We start from the raw sequence: 18,692 nt of genomic DNA on the forward strand, positions 1-18,692 counted from the left end.
CGGTCGAAACTCAGGCAAGGCCCCCTTGAAGGCTCAAACGTGAGGACAAGCTAATAACCGTCTGGGAGTTGCGGGTATGGCCGACGGTATGGGCGAGCATCTTGAGGTTTTCGACCTTGACGCTTTGCGCAAGGCTTTCCTTGAATTCATAGAAGAGCATAAAACCAGGGATCATCCTGAGTGGGGCGAACTCGCCAAGCTGTTCCTCGAAAAAACAACGAGAGCGGCACCAAGAACCGGACCCTACCCAGCCGGAGAGGGGTGAACGCACCAGCGCTGTGTGACCGGCAGAGCGCATGTCTTAAGCGGGGGAGCGGCCAGCTGATCGAGCGTCCAGCCTATTTTGGTAAATGCGCAAGAGTACGTCGCGAGCAGTCTCGGCGCGTTCTCGCGTGCAGCCCATAAGTATTCTTCCGCCCAAGGTTGCGGGCTCGTCGGCAACGTCATCCCATACCATCCAAGCGCCGGCCGGATCGAGAATGCAACTAAATCTATCTGGGCTTTCTTCCATCGACCCATCCCCAATGGGTGGGAGCGTTTCATTATTTTAGCAATCACGCAAGTAATGACCGGCGCGACACCACTACTTCGTTTGGTCAAAGTTAATTGCAGTGCAGAGGAAAGCCTAGCGTGCCAGCTGAATGGCATTTTATTAAAATGCCCTTCAAATCAGTATTTGCGGAGTGAGAGGCTAATGCCTCTTCGGCGCACTGTGCCATGGTAGGCTGCTGTTGCTTTGGAAGTTCCGTACCGCCAAAGGCTTTGAACCTAGCGCCAATCTGCCCCGGCGATGCGCCGCGTGAATGCCCGCTCGACTCCAGCAACAGCCTCATGCTTCGTTTCGACTGTTCCGCCCGCGCCGCCGTCATGGCAGGTCCAGAACCAAGTGCCTACGGCTGGGCCGTGCATCGTCTTCATGATGCGGCCGACCTTTTCCTGCTGGAACGCTGCGGTGAAATCGAAGGGCGCCGTCTGCCCTCCTATAGCTCCCGCTCATCTTGACCCCGGGCGCAATGTATTGTCCGTATATGAACTCGACGAGTGAGGGCACTGCACGCCATGTAGGCGGTCGGCCCCCGCAGCTGTCGAGCGATGTTTGAGGGAGCAGCGCATTGTTCGTTGATTACTACGAACTCTTGGAGATCAGCCCAAACGCCAACTCGGAGACACTTGAGCGAATATTCCGCTACTTTGCGATGCGCTATCATCCCGACAATCAGCAAACTGGAAACGAAGCCCGCTTCAGCGAAATAGTAGAAGCACACAACGTCTTGAGGGATCCCGTTAAGCGCGCCCAGTACGATATCTCCTATCGAGAGCATGCCGGTGAGCGGCTTAAATTGGTCGAGGAGGCAAGCGACCCCAAAGGGGTCGAGAAGGACGCTTTGGTCCAGGCCAAACTGCTTTCGCTGCTCTATGTGAAGCGCCGCCAGGATGTCGGCAATCCGGGCATTGGCGACGTCGAAATCGAACGGTTGTTAGGCTGTCCACCAGAGCATCTGGAGTTTCATCTCTGGTACATGAAGGCAAAGGGGTGGATTGCAAGAATTGAGAACGGGACAATCGCGATCACGGTTGAAGGCGTCGATCGCGCCGATTCCGAACTGCGTCGCGATACCAGCACTCGGCTCCTGAGTAGAGACTAGAAAGCCGTCACACGGGTCGAGAAGGACGCCGTAACGGTCAGCCTGGGTGGCCCGGTGGTGACGGTCGCGCCTGATGTTGTGCGGCTGGTAAAGGTCTAGCTTTCCCGACCTTACCGCCCTAACGGCTGCTTCGAAAGCGAGAGAAGTTCGGCCTCATCTTTTATCCCGGCCATGTAGTTGGCAATGATCCGAGAAGCCAACCGGCCCTGCCCATCAGGTGATTGGTCGTCGACCAGTTTAAGCTGCTCGAAAACGCGCCCTAGCAAGGCCAATTCGGCAGGCTTAAAAATCCCGGCATCCACGGCTTTTCGTCTGATGGGCATGACTAGTGTTCTTCCCTCACAGTCTCAAGCCGCCAACCTGAAATCGGTTCCGGAACATTTTAGCTAAAGTGAATGTTTCAATGGTTATGAAGATCGAAGCCGCTGAACGGTCTCTATGGGCCGGGGCTCATGGATGAGGCGGAAGCGCTGGCTGCTGCCATCGTCGCAACAATCGACCAGATGCCATTGCGCGTGATGGTGAAACCACCGTCTCCTAGTATCAAATAGAGACCGACACAGGGAAGTTCGCTTGTTGGTCGCTCGACGGTGGGCTCGCACCGACCGGGGCAGGTGATGCGAGCCCGGCCGAGTCTTGCGGGACCTCGACCAGCAGCGATCACCCACTCGCTGCCGTTCTATCAACAAGCCCCCAAATTTCAGGTTCCGCTAATGTACAAAAAAGCCCACCAACCGTTGAGGTAGTGGGCAGTTTTGGGAGACACTGATATGGGAACAGTGCGACCGCCCGAAGTGTTTCGAGGCCGACGATGTTCCAAGGGGATTCACAGATCCGCGCTTTCGGATCTTCAGAGAAGGGCGGTCAAGTTGCTCGCTTCGGGGGAGCTTCCAATCCTAGACGTGAAGACTGATCGCCAGCGAAAGCGACAGCATCTGCCTCATTTTCGAATGCTCGGGAATACGTTTCACCGTTTCTGCCTATGATGCGAACAACCCACTCGCCCAACGAATGGCCGATCTCTAGGAAGACGGAAGACGAAGACGGCGGCCGGTACGTGACGCTCGGGAGGCTTGTCCCGCCAAAATCGGCTTCATCGGGGGAATGAACTTCACGCATGCACTGACTCCCGAGACCGCGAGTCAATTAGCGCGTGCTTAATTAGTTCCGGCGCGTTTTAACGAATCGTTGACCGCGCTGTCCCAGAATAGGACGGCGCGGTCAAACCCCAACCTCGGCTGCGCAGGCGGCTCTGGCATCGAGTTCCACCCCGAACTGTCGGAGCCGCCACCCACATTCCACAATTTACCAGCAATGGTTGAATCAACCGTTACTGCACGTGCTTTCCATTGCGCTTCCCTGATCGTTAGACTTTGGCGGAACAAACAGGGGATTCACAGATTCGGCGCTTCGATCTAGACTCGACCGATGGAAACGATCTTCGATGATATCGCCAGCGCCCTCAGAGAGCCCCGCCAGGACGTGTGGCGCCCTGTCCGCGCCTTCGCCCTCGATTTTGCCGGCAAGCTGTTACTAGGCCTCGCAATCGGCCTAGGTGTTTGCCTTGGAATGGCGATCGCGGGTTAGATCGCGTCCGGTGAACTATGGCATTAGCACCCGCTAAATAACGGGATATATCTAGGGTTAGAGCTTGGTCGTTGGCCGCAGCACGACTGCGCGACATGGTTAAGCCGCAAATTGCTCATGCTTCGCAGAGACTTAGCTGTAAAGACAACCAAGGCCAAAGCATCCAAGGGTTAACGGTTCGTTAAACGATAGTTGACTCCTCCCGGTTTTGAGGAAGAGGATCAGCATCGGGACCGGGGGATGAGCACCTACAGGGGCACCTTTGTCCGGGTAAATAGTAAACAGGGGTTCAAACAATGACGAAACTTATCAGCATGGCCAAGGCATTCCGCGACGAGGAGTCGGGCGCAGCGATGGTCGAATATTCAATCCTGGTCGGCATCATTGCAGCGGCATCGCTGCTCGCGATCCTCGCCATCGGCGGGTGGGTCGGCGATCAGTTCACCGGTCTTTGCGCCAATCTTGACGGCAAAGGCGTTGACGCTGCCGGCACCGGCACTGGCGGTTGCTCGCCGTAAAGAACAAACGCGCCGCCGTCGATTGAACCCGAACGGCGCGTTGCCTGCGCGGACTTGCTTGGGTTGAGCTTCCCCGATCAATTTTGCATAGGCGATGGAGAAGGGTCGGCGTTCGTCGCGCCGGCCCTTTTTCTTAGAGCCAGCTTGCCGCGCAAATCCGCTTTCCGTTGCTGCTGGTAGCGGAAAAACCAGGGTCATTTGTCTTCGCGTATTCGGTCGTAAGGCAGCTAAACAAGGCAAGGTCTGTCGTCGATTCCAGCGAGACTTGAGCATCCTTAACCAGGGTATCCACCCCGTTGTAGCTGGCCGTCATGGTCTCTGTGCTCAGTTCGATGCCGACCGCGACCAGAAAGCCGGCAAGTGGTGCTCATCGTGATGACGATATCGGCCGTGGTGCCCGCCGCAAGCCTCAGGTTAGGTGGGGGCGTCTATGACCGTCCTGCCCCTCGTCCAGAACCGATATGTGGCCGTGGTGATAATGGCCGTTTGCGCCGGTATACTTGCGCCAGACCCACGGCTTCGGGCCGGTGCGGCCGGACATGATCTGGCCGTTGCAGATCATGTAGCTGATGCGCTTGTCCTTGGATGCGGCGATCGCGTCGCAGACCCTGCGCATGTCGCAGCCGCCGCTGGGATCGTTGGTGATGTCCCTCGCATCGACCGTGCCATCCGGTTCCGGGTTGTGGTCGGAATGACGGGCCATGTGCTTGGCGTCGCCAATCCAGCCGTCGGCAGCCTTCGACCGGTTGGGCGCCAGCTTGTTGACCTGAGCCAGCAGAACGTTGAGAGACGCGACAGCGCGAGATACGGGCTTTTTCGCCATAGGGTGTTGCCTTTCCGTGATCGCGGAAGTTGTGACGTTAACCGTTTGTCAACCAACGCCTTGCTGAAGAGATCGGAAGATGTTTGGATGACGCAGGGTGTTGTGGGGTTTCAAGATGTCAGACGCAGCGGCCGTAGCCAGCCGTCCTCGTATCGGCGTCGAAGGCAAAGTGGCGCTTGCTGGATTGGCCTATGCAGCCGTTGCGGCTGTGTTTTCCTGGCAGGCGTTCACATCGCTATTGGAAAAATACGCCATCACACAGTTTGCAGCCTTGCCGCCGATGCTGCTCAGTGGACTTGGCGCAGCGGCAGTCATATCGCGTCCGTCAGCACCATTGTCCTATCTGCGGGACATTATTCGAAATAGAGGCATCGGTGCAGCGTTGGTGATCGGCGTGTTCTGTTTTGCGATCGCAGCGTTCTCAACGTTCAAATATCAGATCCCGGCATGGATACCGTTCTTCGCCGACAAGCCGTTGGCCGATCTGGATGATATCCTGCACTTCGGCCAGCCCTGGCGGCATCTTCATGCCGTCTCTCCCGATTGGATGGCTCCAGCTCTCGGGGTTTGCTATGGCCCTGTCTGGTTCGCGCAGTGGTTCGGCTTCGTCCTTTTTGCAGCCTTTCTGCGCAATGACAGACTGAGAATCCGTTACCTGCTGTCGTTTGCCGCAACGTTGCTTGTGCTCGGCACCATCCTGCGCGCCGTGGGTGCGTCGGCTGGTCCGATCTTTTACGACCGGATGTTCGGCGGAGATCGGTTTGCCGATCTTTCGGCGGCACTTGCGTCGACATCGTCAGGATCAGCAGCGCTTGGCGCCTCAAACTACCTCTATGCCTCCTACATTGATGACACGGCAGTCTTCGGCGTTGGGATTTCGGCAATGCCGAGCATCCATGTCGCGATGGCGTTTCTTAACGCCCTGTTTCTGTCCGAACTCAATCTCCGGCTGGCTATTGTCGGATGGTTGTACGCTGCGTTGATCCTGTTTGGCTCAGTCTATTTTGGCTGGCATTATGCGCTGGATGGCTACGTCTCAATTATCGGAGTGCTGTTGATATGGCGTTTGGCGGCGCAATCTTTTTTCTTAGAGCCAGCTTGCCGCGCACACCCGCTTCACATTGCTGGTGGCAGCAGAGAAGCCAGCATCGTTGGTCTTGACGTATTCGGTCGTCAGGCAGGAGAACAGACCAACGCCAGTTGTGGCCTCCAGCGAAAGCTGAGAATCCTTCACCAGCGTGTCAGCGCCGTTGTAGACCGCGCTCATTGTTTCAGTCGCCGGCTGGACGCCAACGACGATCAGGAAGCCGCCATTGCGGACTTCGACATCGGCGCCGGTGATCGAGGTCGTGGTGGTATTGTCGGTTCCGGTATCGACTGCCGTCAGCGTGCCGCGAGGCCGCGTGTCGTAGACGCCTCCACCGAGGCGCACACAAGTGCCGCTCATGTTGATGACGATATTACCCGTCGTGCCGGCCGCCACGGCATAGCGATAGATCGCGCAGCCGCCGGTGCCGCTGCCGGAGAAGGCAACCGCTGTTGCGGCATTGCCGTCGACGGTGACGCTCGTGACCGTGCGCCCTGATCCTGACGCCCAACCGAAGCAGATCAGGATTTGCCGATTGACATTGGCCACACCAATGCCTTGCGCATTGAACGTATAGATCGAGCCGTCGGTGCCATCGGAAAATGTCGAAGCGAGATTGGGCGCGTAGGCCGAGCCGGTAAGCGGGAAATACGAAACGCCACTCAGCCAGAACGCCTGATTCAGCGCCGTTGTGAAAGTAAAATCGTTGGTATCGACGTTTTCCGTGGTCCGAACCGAGCACGAGGAATAGCGGTTGCCCTCGCTGTTTCTCTCGTCGTCGACAACCAGCGGGTCGGCTCCATTATAAGCCTCAGTCGTTCCAGCAGTCCCGGTAGTTCCTGCGAACACCAAGGCCACACCGCCGGGCCTGACCGCCAAATCCGCCAGCGTGAGAGTGTTGACGGAGCCCGTCCCGACAACGTTGGAAGCGGTGTCCAGGAGCCCCAAGCTGGCGATCGTCGTCCTGTAGAGCGACAGCAGGCATTCGTTTGATGTGCCGCTCGCCGTTACCACAACCGTCGCCGTCGCACCGGTCGGTACATCAGCAACGAATATCGCGCCAGAACGATTGCTAGTGTTGGCCTCGATGATCTTGACAGCTGCGACCCCACCGATGGTGACCGACGACACCGTGATGCCGGTGTTGTTGACGCCGACGCAGGCAAAGACCTTGCGATTGGCATCTGCCGTGCCGACATCGAGGTTGGAAAATGTGTAGATGTTGGTGTTGGTGTTGTCGGTTTGCGTCGACAGATATTGCACGGGCAGCGCATCGACGAACTGGTCGATGACGATCGAGAACGGCCCCGCATCGGCGTTGTTGAACCAGAGCGCGATGCCGAATGTGGTCACGCCGGAAACGTTGGTGAAGGGGTCCGGCGTCGAGCCGGAATATTCGACGTTCCAGGCCGCCCCGTTGCTGCTGGTTTCGAAAAGATAGGTCGTGCCATCAACCGATGTCGTCAGGCGGATGTAGTTCGGCCCTGCCTGCGTTCCGGCGGCCGCCGCACCACCGTCTGATGTCGTGTGGCCGCTATCCTTGTTCCAGCCATTGGGCGGCGTGCCATAGACCTTGTATTTGTGCAGGCCAGTGGTGCCGTCTCCACGCAGGCCGACGATGTGGAAATCGTTGGAATTCTTCAGCCCGAAGCCGACCATCGCCAGCTTGCCCTGCTGGGACAGCCGGGAGAAGTCCGGCGTGTAGCGGAAGGTGTATTGCCGCCCAGCCTGGATCGTCGCCAGCGGGAACACGAACTTGCCGAATGATCCCGGCTTGACCTGGCCCTTGATCGTGGTGTCGCCGGTCGATGTGGTGGTGACGACCGGCGGATCGACAAAGCCGCCGTCTCCATCCCCGGCGCCGCCGCCGATGACAATGGCGCGACCGCGTGGAACGCCGCCACTGATCATGTGAACAAACATCGGGTTCTCCTAAAAAGGCCACCAGGCCAACACGAGGATGGCGGTGCTTGCGGCGGTGAAGGCGAGGTGATCGGCGGTCATGCGTTGCCGTCCAGTTCCTTAGCTGCAAGCTGACGCTGCCCCATCTCTTCAATGCAGCCGGCAAGCTCGGCAAAGAACTGCTCCACCATCTGATCGGACAGCGCGAACTTGTGCGTTGAGCCGTCCGGCCGCTGGAGTTGGAAAGCGAGGTGCTTCCCGTCCATCGACGTGCCGAGCCAGTACGAATCGAATTCGACCGCTTCGAAGCTGCCGAACTGCGCCTTGAACTTGAGCCGGTTCTGTTCGGCCCGGCCTTCATGTTCCGGCGGCGGTCGCCACCATGCGAGCTTGTCGGTCATTTGCCACGCCCCGGCTTTCTTCCGGTGGTTTGGAGTGCGCTCTTGACCGCAAACCGATGCAGCTTGTTGACCACGTGGCTTTCGCCGATCAGATCGAACACGTCTTGTGCGCCGAGACCGAAGTCGAGCCGGACATTTGTCATGCCGGACGCGCTGCCTTTTGATGCGGCAGCAATACCTACCGAGCCGCCGCCGGCAAAGCGCGGGACCGACATGGTCTGTTGAAGTTGTCGACCGCGCCGCCGATGCTGAAGCCGCGCATTGCCCGGAGCGGGTCAGCACCCTGGTTCAACGCGTGAAGGAAATTCACGCCCAGGCGCCGCACCGCCTTCGCCTGCAGAACGAATTCGCCGACTGAAAGCCGAGCCATGATCGAATCGGATGTCGACGTGCCTGGTCCGTTGGCGAGATAGCCTCCGCGTGCGAAGCCTTGGCCGCCGCCACCACCGCCAGACGATCCCGCGCTGTTGCCGAGCCCGACGAGTTCCTTGAGCCGGGCAATAGCGGCCGAGATCCTGGAAATCATCCCGTCGATAAAACTGCCGATGCGCCCGAAGGCTGCTCTCGCGGTTTCGGCGATTGAGTTCCAGATTCCGGCAATGCGTTCCTTCAGGCCAGAGAAGGAACCGAAAATTCGGTTCACGATAGCATCGGAAATCTGCCCCAGGCGGTCGCGCAATGCGTCCCATGTCTGCACCACGGCATCGACCACTGCATTGAAGGCGTCCAGAGCGGCTTGCTGGCCTTCCTGGAAGGCGCCGACGATCTGCCCCCACAAGTCAGTTGCGCCCTGTACGATGGCGCCCCAGGCCACCGCAGCACCATCCTCAATGAACTGCCATGCGGCAGCGGCACCCGCTTGGATATCGGTCCAGAACACGCCGATCAGGACGCCGGCCGTAACTGCCGCCGCCGCAATGGCCAATGGGATTCCGCCGACCAGCGTGGCCAGGAGGCCTATACCGGCCACAACGACGCCAACGGCTGATCCGAGCAGAGTGAACGCCCCCGCGGCAGAAAGGATGGCAGCGCCGAGGGCCAATTCCCCCGCGGTGATGTCGGTTCCGAAAACCCGGTTGATCTGGTCGGCAACGAATTTCGCGCCTTCCCGCAGCGCATTGAAGGCCGGCAGCACCAGCCCGTTGAAGACGCCCGCGACATCGTTGCCGAATTGCTTGATCGCGATCGACCACTGCAAAATCCAAGGATTTTTTATGGCTGCGGTGTTGCCGCTCAACAGGTGCAGCAGATCGCCGAGAACGCTTGCCGTTATCCTCGCGGCGGCAGCACCGAGTTGCAGGATTGCGTCCTTGTTCTGGACGATGATGTCTGTGAGCGCCTGCGCGCCGGCCAGCACGATCGGCGCGAACAGCAGCCCGAGTTGAACCTTGATGGCCTTGATGGCGGTTGACACAGAATCAAGCGAATCGCCCAGCGCGTCGCCGAGCTTGAACTGCTCTGGAGTGAACAGGATTCCGAGCTTCGCGGCCTCGTCGCCGAGTTCGCGCAGACCTTGTTTGCCCTGGTCGAGGAACGGCAGAAGGTTGGCGCCTGCCTTGCCGAACGCCTCAATTGCCAGCGCCGACTTTATGGCGCCGTCCGGCATTCGGGCGAAGGCTTCGGCTATGTCTTGGACGATCGCCTCGTTCGAGCGCAGTTTGCCATTTGCGTCTTTGATCTTGACGCCGAGTTTGGTGAAGATGTCGCCAGCGGCCTTGACCGGCTTGGCAGCGTCCTTGGTCTTCTGGCCGAAGCGCGTGACGTGCACGCCGGTATCTTCGAACGCCTTGCCAGCCGCTTCGGTGCCCTGTGCCGCCTCGCCGATCGCCTTGTTCAACTTGGACATGCCGGCGACGAATTCCTCTTGGGAAACGTTCGCCATCTTGGCCGCGAACTCCAGTCGCCCGTATTCATCGATCTGAAGTCCGGTCTTCTGCGCTGCCTTGCCGGCCGCGTCCGCAGCGTCCGCGCCGGATTTGGCCAGACCTAGAACGGCAGCGCCGGCACCGGCAGCAGCAGCCGCAATGCCAGCACCGAACAGTGCGAAGCGTTGGCCGACTGCGGCGAGGTCAGAGCCGAAGGTCTTCACACTGGCGCCGAATTTGGCGAGGTCAGCCTTGATTGCGGCGGCGCGGATCTTGGCGAATGCCTTCTCGCCTTCAGCGCCGAGATCTTTCAGCTGCTTCTCTAGGTCCTTGCCGCCGTCGAGTGCTATTCTTTGTCGGATTGTTTTGCCGGCCATGCTGGCTTCCTTCTAGGGACAGGCGCGTCGTCACGAGGGGCCGAATTGATGTGAGCTATTTGTTTCGGCGGGCGTAGATGCCGGCAGCCAGGTCGTTGAAGCCCTCGTTCGTTTTTGCGATGGCCTTGTCCCACGCCTTCGAAATGGTCGTGACTGGTTTGCCCGGTTCGGCAGCATCGAAGGGCGCCCGCTTCATGGCTTCGGACGTTTCGAACTTGGCCCGATCTTCGGCCCGAGCCTGAGCCAGGGCAGCGGCGTATTGCTCTGGATGACGGTCTGCCAGGTCGAGATAGTGCTTCTCTTCCTGGGAAAAGAGGGCGGTGACGAAGCGCGCCTTGTAGAAAAAGCTCACCATGTCGCCGGCGGTGCGGAAGCCCGTGGCGGCACCCGTGGCGAGCGCGCTTTTCCAGTGGTCGGGAAAGTGGCTTGGAATGGTCAATGTAGTTCTCCTATGGCGGAAGCCGCGCGGGCTTCGAAAATTGCAATTGTGGTTGGCATCGCGCCTTCGAGCGCATGGCGAATCAACATCTCGGCGAGCTCGAAATCGCCCGAGCGCTGTGCTTTCCGGATTGACGGCCAGACGTGGGAAATCGCGTCTTGCAACGGCGCCGCCAGGACCGAAGGAAGATCGGGCCCATTGAGCATTTGCTTCAGGTGTTTCATGCCTTCGCCTTTTTGGTCTGGCGCCGGGTGGGCGGTTCGCCCTCGTCCGCGCTTTCGTTGTCGGTTTTGGATTCAGCGCCGATCAGTCTGACGAGCGTGTCGTAGCCATCAATGACGATGCCTTGCCTCCGTGCCTTGGAGGCGGCGCCAAGCATCATCACGTCGCCTTCATGGCGCAGCGAGATGAGCCATGCTTGAACCTCGCCCGCGATGAGATGGTCGTCTTTCACTCCCCGGCGGCGAAGGTCTTCAAACAGCCATGTGGCAATCGGTCGAATGTGCAGGAACCACCAAGTCGAGATGGTGCCGATAAAAATGTCCTGAAAATCAAGATCGGCCTCGGTGCCTTCGCGGACCAGATTGTCGAGTTCGATGCGGCGCCGTTGTGCACGCATGAGCGCGATCTTCTCCCTGCGGAGTTCGTCGGACTCGTCGGTTTCCTGTGCTGCAATGTAGGCTTGCACGGAACCGGCAAGCGGGTAGCGGCCACGGCCAGCGCGTTCGAAGACGCCTTCCTCGGCAAGCTGCCGGATGCGCCGATCGGTGAGGTTTAAAACATCCCCGAGTTCCGCAGCAGTGACTGTCGAGGTCAAGAAATCCAAGGGCTTGCCCTCGAACCGGAAACGGAAATGAAACTTTCGAAGCTATGGCTGGAGGCGTTCCACGCTGTCGCATTCCCCTCATACGTCAGCCGCCCACTGGGACCCGTTGACTTGCTGGGCATCGGTGCGGGCCGAGCAGTCGGCATACCGCCCGACCCGCGACGCAAGACCATGCTCTCCGAGGACATGGCCGCGCCTTTCGTTGAACTGCCGAGCCGGACAGTAACCGCTGTGAAACTGCCCGGCTCTTTGCCATACCCAGACTGACAGGAAGGGGCAGGCAATAGGTTGAGGCCGGGCAGCCGAAGCCGTCCGGTCTCTTTGTCGTCAAGGTGAAGGGTCGTGTCCATGCTCACAAATTCACAAGGGGAGGTATTCGGTCTTGGGCTCCCGCTGTTGCGGGTTGCCTGGCTTCATGCTGGCGATCTCGGCCAAGCGAGAGAGGATGAAACGTGACTCCATCGCGTATCCCTTGGGGGACCAGAACGGGGGATCTCCGTCCATCAGCCCAGGCAATGCAATCTCAGAGAGGGGCTGCGGCCTTGAGGCGTTGACGCGAGGCAGAGTGGTTCTACGGATGAACCGGCGCTTCACGGCGGCATAGCCATGCATCGGGACTTGGACGATGCCGTTGTCGTCTGCGCGGTAGCCTGCGAGCTTTTGCTGCACGTCATCGCTTAGGATTGAGTTGCTGCCGCTACCGTTGGCATGGCACCAGAGCTCTACCTCGTTCTCCTCAAGGATCTGCTCCGGAAGCTCAGGCAGGCAGCGCGCCATAGGCTCTGGAGGAGTGAGTGGAGCGGCGTCGGCCGGCAGGTGTTCATTCGCGGCGTGGACCGCCATGTCAGCCTCAGCGACAAGGCGAAGGAGATCGGCAAAGCGGCGCCCGAGTTCGGGGTATTCCTTCCTCAGCATCTTGGCTGCGGCGTCGGCCTTGGCCTTGGCGATCCTGTAAGCGTCTGCACGTTCCGTCTCGGTCGCGGTCGCAGCGGCGTCTTCCAGGCGTTTGGTCAGTTCGACCTTCGCAGCATAGGCGCGCTCGACGTCGCGGTTCGCTGAGGCGATCTTGGCCTCTATCGCCTCGACATCCTTGTCGGTTCCGTCGAGCAGGACGCGCCGTCGGTCAGCTTCTAACTGTTCAGCGGTCTTTTCGAGACTTTCTATGTCGATGCCGTCAAGCGCTTGTCGAAGCTGGTCGACAGAATTTGGCTGACCGCGAAGCTGCTTGATGATGGTCTGCATGTTCATTGGTTCGAACCTTCATGGCTGACTGATGCAGGGAAGATCGCAAACCAAAACCGACAGACGAAGCCATTGAAAACCGACAAAACCGCCAAAGCCGACATCCTACCAAATGTTGAGCCTTGCCCGCACTTTCGTGATTGAGACGAGCCAGCGACCACCGTACTTCCAGCCGAAAGTGCGATCGCGATCACACCAGCGCCAAATCGAATCTTTGGACCGTTGAAAACGGGTTGCGGCCACTCCGATGTCGACCCACTCGATGCCTATCAAGTCGACCCGCCTCTCTGGTTCGACGATGATCCGAGCGGCGGGTTGAGGAGGCGCCGGCAAAAGAACATCCTCTCCTTGCAGGCCTCGGACATCCGCCAAGGTGCGATCAACGTCCTGGGCGATCGCCGTGAGCCGAACAATGATGCTGGCGAGGTCGCTCATGCCGTCTCCACGAAGCTTGCGAGGCTGGGGACGGTGGGAACAAACGTCGCCGGCCGCCGTTTGTTGGCATGACGATGCTGTTCCAACCTTTGGATTCGGACGGTCGCAAGCGCAGCCAACTTTACCATGCTGCGCGGTTGTCGATGCTCCAGTGTCGCGTGCTGATGCGCTTCGATAGGGTCGAAGAGGCCGCCGACAAGGTCCAGGCAGCGGCCGAGTTGTTCGCTGAGGCGGCTCGACCCGTAGGAAGCACTCAAACGTTGGGCATGTAAGCCGCTTTCTATGGAAAGTTCTTGGCCTGAAGCTTTCTTCTGAACCTTCCTTCCTTCCAAAGCGGACGGGTTTAAATTCTGTTTTTTGTTCTTTTTCAGTTCGGTGTCAGGTCTATGTTCTGGTCTCTGTATCCGTTCGGTCTCTGTCTCTGTGTGTCGAGAGGCTGTGCACAGGGCTGTAGACAGGGCTGTCATAGCCTACCCCCTCCACCCCGCATTAAGCGGGTATTGGCCAGCCTATCGCCGCCGATCACGTTCGTAGGTTGGTCGGGCTGGTCGGGATCGAAGGTCCGCTTCGCCCATTCGGTCGCCATGAAATCGGCCTCGACGATCTCTCTGATTTCATCGCTGTCGATATGCTCGATGATCATGGTCCCTTTGGCGTGATCCTTGTTCGTCGGGATGTTGCCTTTGTGCTGGAACCATTTTTTCACATAGGTTTCTTCCGTCGCCGGATCATGCGCGACCAGATCGGCCGCCACGACATTGGCGAGAGCTCGCCGGTATTGCGCGGGCTCCCAAATCAGATCGGCCAGAACATAGCCCTCACGAATCCGGCAGCAGCCGGCGCTGTTCTGATGAGGTCCGCAGATGAAAAACAGCATCAGTTGCCGGCCATCGCTGTCGAGCGACAGGAACGACCGGGATCCCCAGACTGCGGGTGCGACGGGCGCGAAGTCGCGGCTCATGCGGCCCTCCCGTACATAAGCCGGGCAGTGACCAGCGCTACCGGGACGGACATGGGAAAGCGGCGAAGGAGGCGAGCCGCTTGCAGGTGGGTGAGACTTTCGGTATTCTCGCCGATATCGATTGCTGCCAAGCTTTTCGACATTTCCAGCGAGCCGACCTTTGCCGAGGTCGGCTTTGCCGTATCAGGAAGCAACATAGGCGGCCTCCTCGTCGGAGGTATTCGGCCAATCCAAACGCAAGTTGGCGAGGCGCATCACGCTTACTGCGTCGAGCGCACTGAGGCCGAACCGGCGGCGGATCGCCGGGACGAACGGTCGCTCACATGTCGTTTGATGCTCAGCGAACCAGGCCACTGCCTCTTCGAGATAGCCAGCATCAACATGGTCGGTTGTTGGGAAAGAGCGACCCATTATGCAGCCTCCCTGACTTCAGGATTGCAGTTGATCGCTATGAAGCGGCGAAGTTCAGGGGTATCGAGGAACCACTCGCAGCTAGGATGACGTGAAGTCTTGTAGAGCCTGAAGCGCGCATGAATGCAGGCCTCGACCTCGATGTCGCCGGGGATGGTGCCCAGCAACTCGATTGGGCGACGACCACCAGGAGCCGGCCGGATGTATTTCAACTGGTTCAGCCGCCCCGGTAGGTTGGCGCTATAGCCAATCTTGATTGTCGGGCCGGACTTCGCGAAATAGACGACGCTCTCCATTACGCCGCCTCCGACTTTGCGGAACCGGCTTCGCAGGCCTTGCGCCAGTCAGACGCGGCATCCTTCGAAATCAGGACGCGCCCGCCCACCTTCATAGTGCGCGGTGCGTGACCGTCATGGATGAGGTTGTAGAAAGTCGCGCGGCTGATCCTGTGCGCTGCACAAAATTCAGGAATGCTGTAGGCTTCGAACGTGTAGTCCATTTGGGTTCTCCTGTGTTGCTACAGGCCCAAGATGGACGCGGCTTTTCGGTGTCGCTAATTGTCGATGGTTGGAGTTAGTTTTAGTGTAACTCCGACAATTCTTTCCGGGCGCGCCGGCAAGTGTCGCGCGATGCGTTGAACTCCGCCACCATCTGCTCCTCCTTCATCCCGTTGAGAACGCTTCGGTCAAGACGCAGCATCTCGGTCTTGACGCGCATTAGCTGTTTGGGTTCGGGTCCTCGCTTTCGAGAAGCCTGTAGCTTTGGCGGCTGGCCGGCGGCAGTCGACACCGAATTGGCGACGCGAACTCTGGCGCGAATTGGATGGTCGGCAGGCACATCTTTCTGGAACGCACACCGGACAGCTCGAAATTCGCCCGCCTCGCCTTTTGCGGTCGCGTGTTCCAGATCAAGGGTTAGGAATGGCCAATAGCGACGAGGAATGACTTCCTCACCCGCTTCGATGCTCCGGTATCCAACGGCAAACCAGTTGCCCCCAACGGCTTGGGCCATCATAAGCCGGTGAACCCCAACTTGGGCTTCATCAATTTTAGACCGCCACGCGGCCAACCGTGCCTCATAAACCGGCCTATCTTCGGGGGATTGGTCTGAAGTGCTCCAGGCGAGATCCTCTAACTTCAGCATTTCTTTGCAGCGGGCAATCAGATCGACAACAGATTCGCCGCCGATAATTTTTTCCGCCTCCTCAAGGATTGCCAGAAATATCTCGCTCGGTGATTTCCAGAAGGAAGCCATTTTTATGCCTCCCCCTGCATCGAAACGACGTTGCTCTTCGTGACCGTTCCGAACCGTGGCGCCCCTGCCCTGACGGCGTCGGCGACGTAGGACGGCGAAAGATGGCCATAGTGTTTCTCGACCATCCTCGTGTCGGTGTGGCCAAGGTTTCTCGCAACGACCATCAGCGGCATACCGTTCATTACGGACAGGCTGGCCCACGTGTGGCGAAGGCCATGGAAGCCGATCGCTGGGATGATCTTCGCGTTCTTGCACGCCTCGTTCATCGGCCGGAATTGGTGAGACTTCTCCCAAGTCCCGCCGGCTGGCGCTGTCAGCAGCAACTGATCGCCGCGCTTCCCGGCTGCCAGTTGGCCGAATAGTTCGCTGCCCTCGTCGGTCAGCACGACGTGACGGGCCTTGCCGGATTTGCTCTCCCGAATTGTCAGTGTGCCGACATCGGTGTTGAAGTCCTCGACGCGAACCCGTGCTAGTTCGCTGTACCGGGCGCCTGTCTGCAAGGCTGCCTGGACAAGATCCCGGAAGCTGCCGCTGGAGGCGTTCACCAGTCGTTGCGCTTCGGTGATCGTCAGATAGCGGACGCGGGCACTCTCGACATCTTCGAACGGCTCGACCCGGCGCCATTCCTTATCCGAAGCCGCCTTGCCCTCCCGCCATGCGTAATTTAGCGCCGCCTTTAGGATCGTCAGGACGCGGTTTGCGGTGGCGCGGCGCTGCCGGATCGATTCGGCATCGGTTCCGAGTTCCTGAAATTTCTGCTCCGCATCCTTCTTGCTACGGAGACGCGGCGCCGTGGCGGCAACTTTGCTATGCCATTTCCGAATCTGGGTGGCTGTCAGCTTGGAAACGTCAACGGTGCCGAGCTCCGGCAGGATCAACGCCTCGGCGCGGTAGCGGGCATCCTTGGAAGATTTCCGGTTGCCTTCCATCCATAGCAGGTAATCAGCCATGGCCTCATTGACGGTGAATGCGCCGGCCACCCCGCCGCTGTCCCCAGACAGGCGCTTGTGAAGCTCCCTGGCCTTGTCCTGAGCCTGCCAGAACGAAAGCACGGCCTTGCCGTCTGCGTCCGCTCTGTCGTCAGCACTAGCGATCGTCTCGACACGGTAGTCCTGATCGCCGACATACATGCGGACGACCCACCGGCCAGCTTCCTTGCCCTTCCGGTATCCGACATGGAGCCCAGGGCCGATGCTCTTGTAATACGGCTTGCCGCGCGCCTTCAGTTTCGCCCGAGCTTCCTTGCTGTCGAGCGTCGCGTCACGAACTCTCTTTGCCATGCCCCTGCCCTGCCGTGTCCAACACTTTGTCCAATATACCGGCGTAGACGCCATTGGACAAGCACAAACGCAACTGGGCACGAGACCATGGCCTTCAAGGGGTTCAGTAAATATGGCTGGACGGCGTTGGGCGGATTAGAAGCTCTTTCACGGCGGTAACAGGGGTTCGATTCCCCTTGGGCGTACCAGATCTTTCAGGAAAACAAGAAGCCTCGCGGCAGCCGCCGAACTAGCAGCGGCTGGAACGGTGGCGCGGCGAATCGGTTGAAACGGCGAACAGCGGCTGTTTCCCTCGGCGCCTGCTCGCGGCAATCTCCGGCCACTCATCCCTGGTCGTGCGCCACCTGTGGCCAGCGCTGCAACGCCGCATGGCCGCCTTCGGTCAGCGCGTAGACGCCGCGCTCGGCCCTGGCGAACCAGCCATAGACATTGTCCAATAGGATGCTGGGGGCGCGCGGCGAAATCGCTTTCAGATCGCGCGGGCGTTTCGGCCCGTCGGTCATGGCTGCGGCGCAGGCCAGCGCATCCTGCCGGTAGGCGGTCATGATCGGCGCGCGCGAACCGCCGCCCACCACCGGGTCGCCGCGCCGGCGCCGGTGTTCCTCCATCAGCCGCGAGCGCCGCTTTGGATCGCGACGCGGCGGCAGAGCGGCCGGGCTGAGCAGCAATTCGACCTCCCCCTTGCCGCTGACAGCCAGAAGCCCGAAGCCGAGCCGCCGGCACAGCGCGCGAAAACGGCGGTCGTGCTCGCGGCCTTTGCCACGCGCCGACATGCGCGCGGCCAGCCACACTTCGTCGCATGCCGCGGCGCGATCGACACCTTGCAGCACCAGTTCGAGGTTGAACTGCAATTTCAGTTCGCAGATGACCAGCACAGGCGGCTCGCCGTCGCGCACCGCCACGATATCGCAGTGCCCGACTTCGCCCTTGACCGTGAATTCCAGGCTCTCGAGAAACCGCTTCACCGGGATGTAGAGAGACGTTTCCTGCATCGCGCAGGCATAGCCGATTCGGATCGGGTCGGCACAGGGATCGCCGAGAGGCCGACGCCTTGCGCTAAGCCGCCTTGAGACCCACTGTTTGCAAGGCGGCCGTCAGGCAGGTCTCCGGCATGATAGTCCCGCCATAGCGCTCGACGATTTCCTTGGCGATGACCGACGTCGCCAGGGCCGAGCGCGACCAGTATTTCATCGCCTGTCTCGCGTTCAACAAGGCGCTCGCCGTGGCTGGGACGGCACAATCGACAGCGTAAGACCCGAGATCCGTCGACGCCAAGACCGGTCCACGGTTGGCCACACAATGATGAGCGCGTGTGTTTTGAGGCTAAGGGCGGGTGCGCGTCCGGCGCTGCCCTGGTGCGGCATCGTCCGCCTTGAAATGCATCTCGTCCTGGACCGCGGCGAAAAACCGGCGGACATCGTTGGCCGCCGAAGCCGCATCGCAGCCGGCCGCGACCGCCTTGTCGAGGAGTTCGCGCGCCGTGGCCTTCCAGAACGACGTGGCCGTGTCGCCGTGCAGTCTGCCCAGCCTTGCGGCGACCTCGCGCACCAGCACGGTCTGCCGATCTAGCGGGAAGGTACGCACATTGGCTGAAGACATGTTCTGCACCATGAAACCGACGCAACGAATCAGACGCTG

At 59.7% G+C, this 18,692-nt stretch carries 23 protein-coding genes; 3 read left to right on the forward strand and 20 right to left on the reverse strand.

The genetic code is table 11. The annotated features are described in order from the left end of the window. Nucleotides 1–76 precede the first annotated feature (76 nt). A complete protein-coding gene (locus X727_RS1000000167780; protein ID WP_155923530.1) occupies nucleotides 77–265 on the forward strand; it encodes a hypothetical protein in 189 nt (62 codons plus the stop codon). Nucleotides 266–1,112: 847 nt separating this feature from the next. After that, nucleotides 1,113–1,646: a J domain-containing protein gene (locus X727_RS158685; protein ID WP_023749100.1), complete on the forward strand. Its 534-nt coding sequence runs from the start codon at nucleotides 1,113–1,115 to the stop codon at nucleotides 1,644–1,646. A gap of 110 nt (nucleotides 1,647–1,756) precedes the next feature. Here X727_RS158685 and X727_RS158680 read toward each other — a convergent pair whose 3' ends face one another. Beyond that, nucleotides 1,757–1,969, reverse strand: coding sequence for a hypothetical protein (locus X727_RS158680; RefSeq protein ID WP_023746180.1), 213 nt, complete (start codon nucleotides 1,967–1,969; stop codon nucleotides 1,757–1,759). A gap of 1,560 nt (nucleotides 1,970–3,529) precedes the next feature. Between X727_RS158680 and X727_RS23625 the strand changes: the two genes are divergently transcribed. After that, on the forward strand, nucleotides 3,530–3,751 hold the full coding sequence (locus tag X727_RS23625; RefSeq protein WP_023833754.1) for a Flp family type IVb pilin: 222 nt from the start codon (nucleotides 3,530–3,532) through the stop codon (nucleotides 3,749–3,751). 409 nt (nucleotides 3,752–4,160) lie between these two features. Here X727_RS23625 and X727_RS158670 read toward each other — a convergent pair whose 3' ends face one another. The 19 genes from X727_RS158670 to X727_RS158580 form a co-directional block, all read right to left on the reverse strand. Further along, on the reverse strand, nucleotides 4,161–4,574 hold the full coding sequence (locus X727_RS158670) for a hypothetical protein (RefSeq protein ID WP_023833756.1): 414 nt from the start codon (nucleotides 4,572–4,574) through the stop codon (nucleotides 4,161–4,163). A gap of 1,087 nt (nucleotides 4,575–5,661) precedes the next feature. Further along, nucleotides 5,662–7,584: a hypothetical protein gene (locus X727_RS1000000168885; protein WP_023833758.1), complete on the reverse strand. Its 1,923-nt coding sequence runs from the start codon at nucleotides 7,582–7,584 to the stop codon at nucleotides 5,662–5,664. 77 nt (nucleotides 7,585–7,661) lie between these two features. Beyond that, a complete protein-coding gene (locus X727_RS158660; protein ID WP_023833759.1) occupies nucleotides 7,662–7,964 on the reverse strand; it encodes a hypothetical protein in 303 nt (100 codons plus the stop codon). After that, nucleotides 7,961–8,179, reverse strand: coding sequence for a hypothetical protein (locus X727_RS158655; RefSeq protein ID WP_023833760.1), 219 nt, complete (start codon nucleotides 8,177–8,179; stop codon nucleotides 7,961–7,963). The genes X727_RS158660 and X727_RS158655 overlap by 4 nt, the downstream gene beginning before the upstream one ends. Beyond that, nucleotides 8,143–10,206: a hypothetical protein gene (locus X727_RS158650; RefSeq protein ID WP_023833761.1), complete on the reverse strand. Its 2,064-nt coding sequence runs from the start codon at nucleotides 10,204–10,206 to the stop codon at nucleotides 8,143–8,145. The genes X727_RS158655 and X727_RS158650 overlap by 37 nt, the downstream gene beginning before the upstream one ends. A 55-nt stretch (nucleotides 10,207–10,261) precedes the next feature. Next, complete coding sequence (locus X727_RS158645; RefSeq protein WP_023833762.1) at nucleotides 10,262–10,645, reverse strand: hypothetical protein; 384 nt, start codon at nucleotides 10,643–10,645, stop codon at nucleotides 10,262–10,264. After that, the gene (locus X727_RS158640) at nucleotides 10,642–10,869 is read right to left on the reverse strand and encodes a hypothetical protein (protein WP_023833763.1); all 228 of its coding nucleotides are present in this window, start codon (nucleotides 10,867–10,869) and stop codon (nucleotides 10,642–10,644) included. Before X727_RS158640 ends, X727_RS158645 begins: the two co-directional genes overlap by 4 nt. Continuing rightward, nucleotides 10,866–11,471, reverse strand: a complete 606-nt coding sequence (locus tag X727_RS1000000165500; RefSeq protein WP_023833764.1) for a hypothetical protein — start codon at nucleotides 11,469–11,471, stop codon at nucleotides 10,866–10,868. Before X727_RS1000000165500 ends, X727_RS158640 begins: the two co-directional genes overlap by 4 nt. A 360-nt stretch (nucleotides 11,472–11,831) precedes the next feature. Continuing rightward, complete coding sequence (locus X727_RS158630) at nucleotides 11,832–12,719, reverse strand: hypothetical protein (protein ID WP_023833766.1); 888 nt, start codon at nucleotides 12,717–12,719, stop codon at nucleotides 11,832–11,834. A 99-nt stretch (nucleotides 12,720–12,818) separates the two neighbouring features. Then, on the reverse strand, nucleotides 12,819–13,148 hold the full coding sequence (locus X727_RS158625) for a hypothetical protein (protein ID WP_023833767.1): 330 nt from the start codon (nucleotides 13,146–13,148) through the stop codon (nucleotides 12,819–12,821). 463 nt (nucleotides 13,149–13,611) lie between these two features. Further along, entirely contained in the window at nucleotides 13,612–14,109 is a 498-nt protein-coding gene (locus tag X727_RS158620) for a hypothetical protein (protein WP_023833769.1), read from the reverse strand. Nucleotides 14,110–14,292: 183 nt separating this feature from the next. Then, a complete protein-coding gene (locus tag X727_RS158610; RefSeq protein ID WP_023833771.1) occupies nucleotides 14,293–14,520 on the reverse strand; it encodes a hypothetical protein in 228 nt (75 codons plus the stop codon). Further along, nucleotides 14,520–14,816, reverse strand: coding sequence for a GIY-YIG nuclease family protein (locus tag X727_RS158605; RefSeq protein ID WP_023833772.1), 297 nt, complete (start codon nucleotides 14,814–14,816; stop codon nucleotides 14,520–14,522). The genes X727_RS158610 and X727_RS158605 overlap by 1 nt, the downstream gene beginning before the upstream one ends. Continuing rightward, the gene (locus X727_RS158600) at nucleotides 14,816–15,019 is read right to left on the reverse strand and encodes a helix-turn-helix domain-containing protein (protein ID WP_023833773.1); all 204 of its coding nucleotides are present in this window, start codon (nucleotides 15,017–15,019) and stop codon (nucleotides 14,816–14,818) included. The genes X727_RS158605 and X727_RS158600 overlap by 1 nt, the downstream gene beginning before the upstream one ends. An 80-nt stretch (nucleotides 15,020–15,099) precedes the next feature. Further along, nucleotides 15,100–15,774, reverse strand: a complete 675-nt coding sequence (locus X727_RS158595; protein ID WP_023833774.1) for a hypothetical protein — start codon at nucleotides 15,772–15,774, stop codon at nucleotides 15,100–15,102. 2 nt (nucleotides 15,775–15,776) lie between these two features. Further along, the gene (locus X727_RS158590) at nucleotides 15,777–16,904 is read right to left on the reverse strand and encodes a site-specific integrase (protein WP_245274129.1); all 1,128 of its coding nucleotides are present in this window, start codon (nucleotides 16,902–16,904) and stop codon (nucleotides 15,777–15,779) included. 473 nt (nucleotides 16,905–17,377) lie between these two features. Beyond that, nucleotides 17,378–18,046, reverse strand: a complete 669-nt coding sequence (locus X727_RS158585) for a DUF2161 family putative PD-(D/E)XK-type phosphodiesterase (RefSeq protein ID WP_023705981.1) — start codon at nucleotides 18,044–18,046, stop codon at nucleotides 17,378–17,380. Nucleotides 18,047–18,110: 64 nt separating this feature from the next. Further along, the gene (locus tag X727_RS1000000167785; RefSeq protein ID WP_155923531.1) at nucleotides 18,111–18,263 is read right to left on the reverse strand and encodes a hypothetical protein; all 153 of its coding nucleotides are present in this window, start codon (nucleotides 18,261–18,263) and stop codon (nucleotides 18,111–18,113) included. Between the two features lie 114 nt (nucleotides 18,264–18,377). After that, nucleotides 18,378–18,653, reverse strand: coding sequence for a DUF6074 family protein (locus X727_RS158580; protein ID WP_023681621.1), 276 nt, complete (start codon nucleotides 18,651–18,653; stop codon nucleotides 18,378–18,380). Between the last annotated feature and the right edge of the window lie 39 nt (nucleotides 18,654–18,692).

Origin of the sequence: Mesorhizobium sp. L103C105A0, assembly GCF_000502215.1 — a bacterium.
In the GTDB taxonomy this organism is placed as follows: Bacteria; Pseudomonadota; Alphaproteobacteria; order Rhizobiales; family Rhizobiaceae; genus Mesorhizobium.

Coding starts and splice junctions, on each gene's coding strand:
- X727_RS1000000167780 (WP_155923530.1), top strand. CDS start 77: ATGGCCGACGGTATGGGCGAGCATCTTGAGGTTTTCGACCTTGACGCT.
- X727_RS158680 (WP_023746180.1), bottom strand. CDS start 1,969: ATGCCCATCAGACGAAAAGCCGTGGATGCCGGGATTTTTAAGCCTGCC.
- X727_RS23625 (WP_023833754.1), top strand. CDS start 3,530: ATGACGAAACTTATCAGCATGGCCAAGGCATTCCGCGACGAGGAGTCG.
- X727_RS158670 (WP_023833756.1), bottom strand. CDS start 4,574: ATGGCGAAAAAGCCCGTATCTCGCGCTGTCGCGTCTCTCAACGTTCTG.
- X727_RS1000000168885 (WP_023833758.1), bottom strand. CDS start 7,584: ATGTTTGTTCACATGATCAGTGGCGGCGTTCCACGCGGTCGCGCCATT.
- X727_RS158660 (WP_023833759.1), bottom strand. CDS start 7,964: ATGACCGACAAGCTCGCATGGTGGCGACCGCCGCCGGAACATGAAGGC.
- X727_RS158655 (WP_023833760.1), bottom strand. CDS start 8,179: ATGTCGGTCCCGCGCTTTGCCGGCGGCGGCTCGGTAGGTATTGCTGCC.
- X727_RS158650 (WP_023833761.1), bottom strand. CDS start 10,206: ATGGCCGGCAAAACAATCCGACAAAGAATAGCACTCGACGGCGGCAAG.
- X727_RS158640 (WP_023833763.1), bottom strand. CDS start 10,869: ATGAAACACCTGAAGCAAATGCTCAATGGGCCCGATCTTCCTTCGGTC.
- X727_RS158630 (WP_023833766.1), bottom strand. CDS start 12,719: ATGAACATGCAGACCATCATCAAGCAGCTTCGCGGTCAGCCAAATTCT.
- X727_RS158625 (WP_023833767.1), bottom strand. CDS start 13,148: ATGAGCGACCTCGCCAGCATCATTGTTCGGCTCACGGCGATCGCCCAG.
- X727_RS158620 (WP_023833769.1), bottom strand. CDS start 14,109: ATGAGCCGCGACTTCGCGCCCGTCGCACCCGCAGTCTGGGGATCCCGG.
- X727_RS158610 (WP_023833771.1), bottom strand. CDS start 14,520: ATGGGTCGCTCTTTCCCAACAACCGACCATGTTGATGCTGGCTATCTC.
- X727_RS158605 (WP_023833772.1), bottom strand. CDS start 14,816: ATGGAGAGCGTCGTCTATTTCGCGAAGTCCGGCCCGACAATCAAGATT.
- X727_RS158600 (WP_023833773.1), bottom strand. CDS start 15,019: ATGGACTACACGTTCGAAGCCTACAGCATTCCTGAATTTTGTGCAGCG.
- X727_RS158595 (WP_023833774.1), bottom strand. CDS start 15,774: ATGGCTTCCTTCTGGAAATCACCGAGCGAGATATTTCTGGCAATCCTT.
- X727_RS158590 (WP_245274129.1), bottom strand. CDS start 16,904: ATGTATGTCGGCGATCAGGACTACCGTGTCGAGACGATCGCTAGTGCT.
- X727_RS158585 (WP_023705981.1), bottom strand. CDS start 18,046: ATGCAGGAAACGTCTCTCTACATCCCGGTGAAGCGGTTTCTCGAGAGC.
- X727_RS158580 (WP_023681621.1), bottom strand. CDS start 18,653: ATGTCTTCAGCCAATGTGCGTACCTTCCCGCTAGATCGGCAGACCGTG.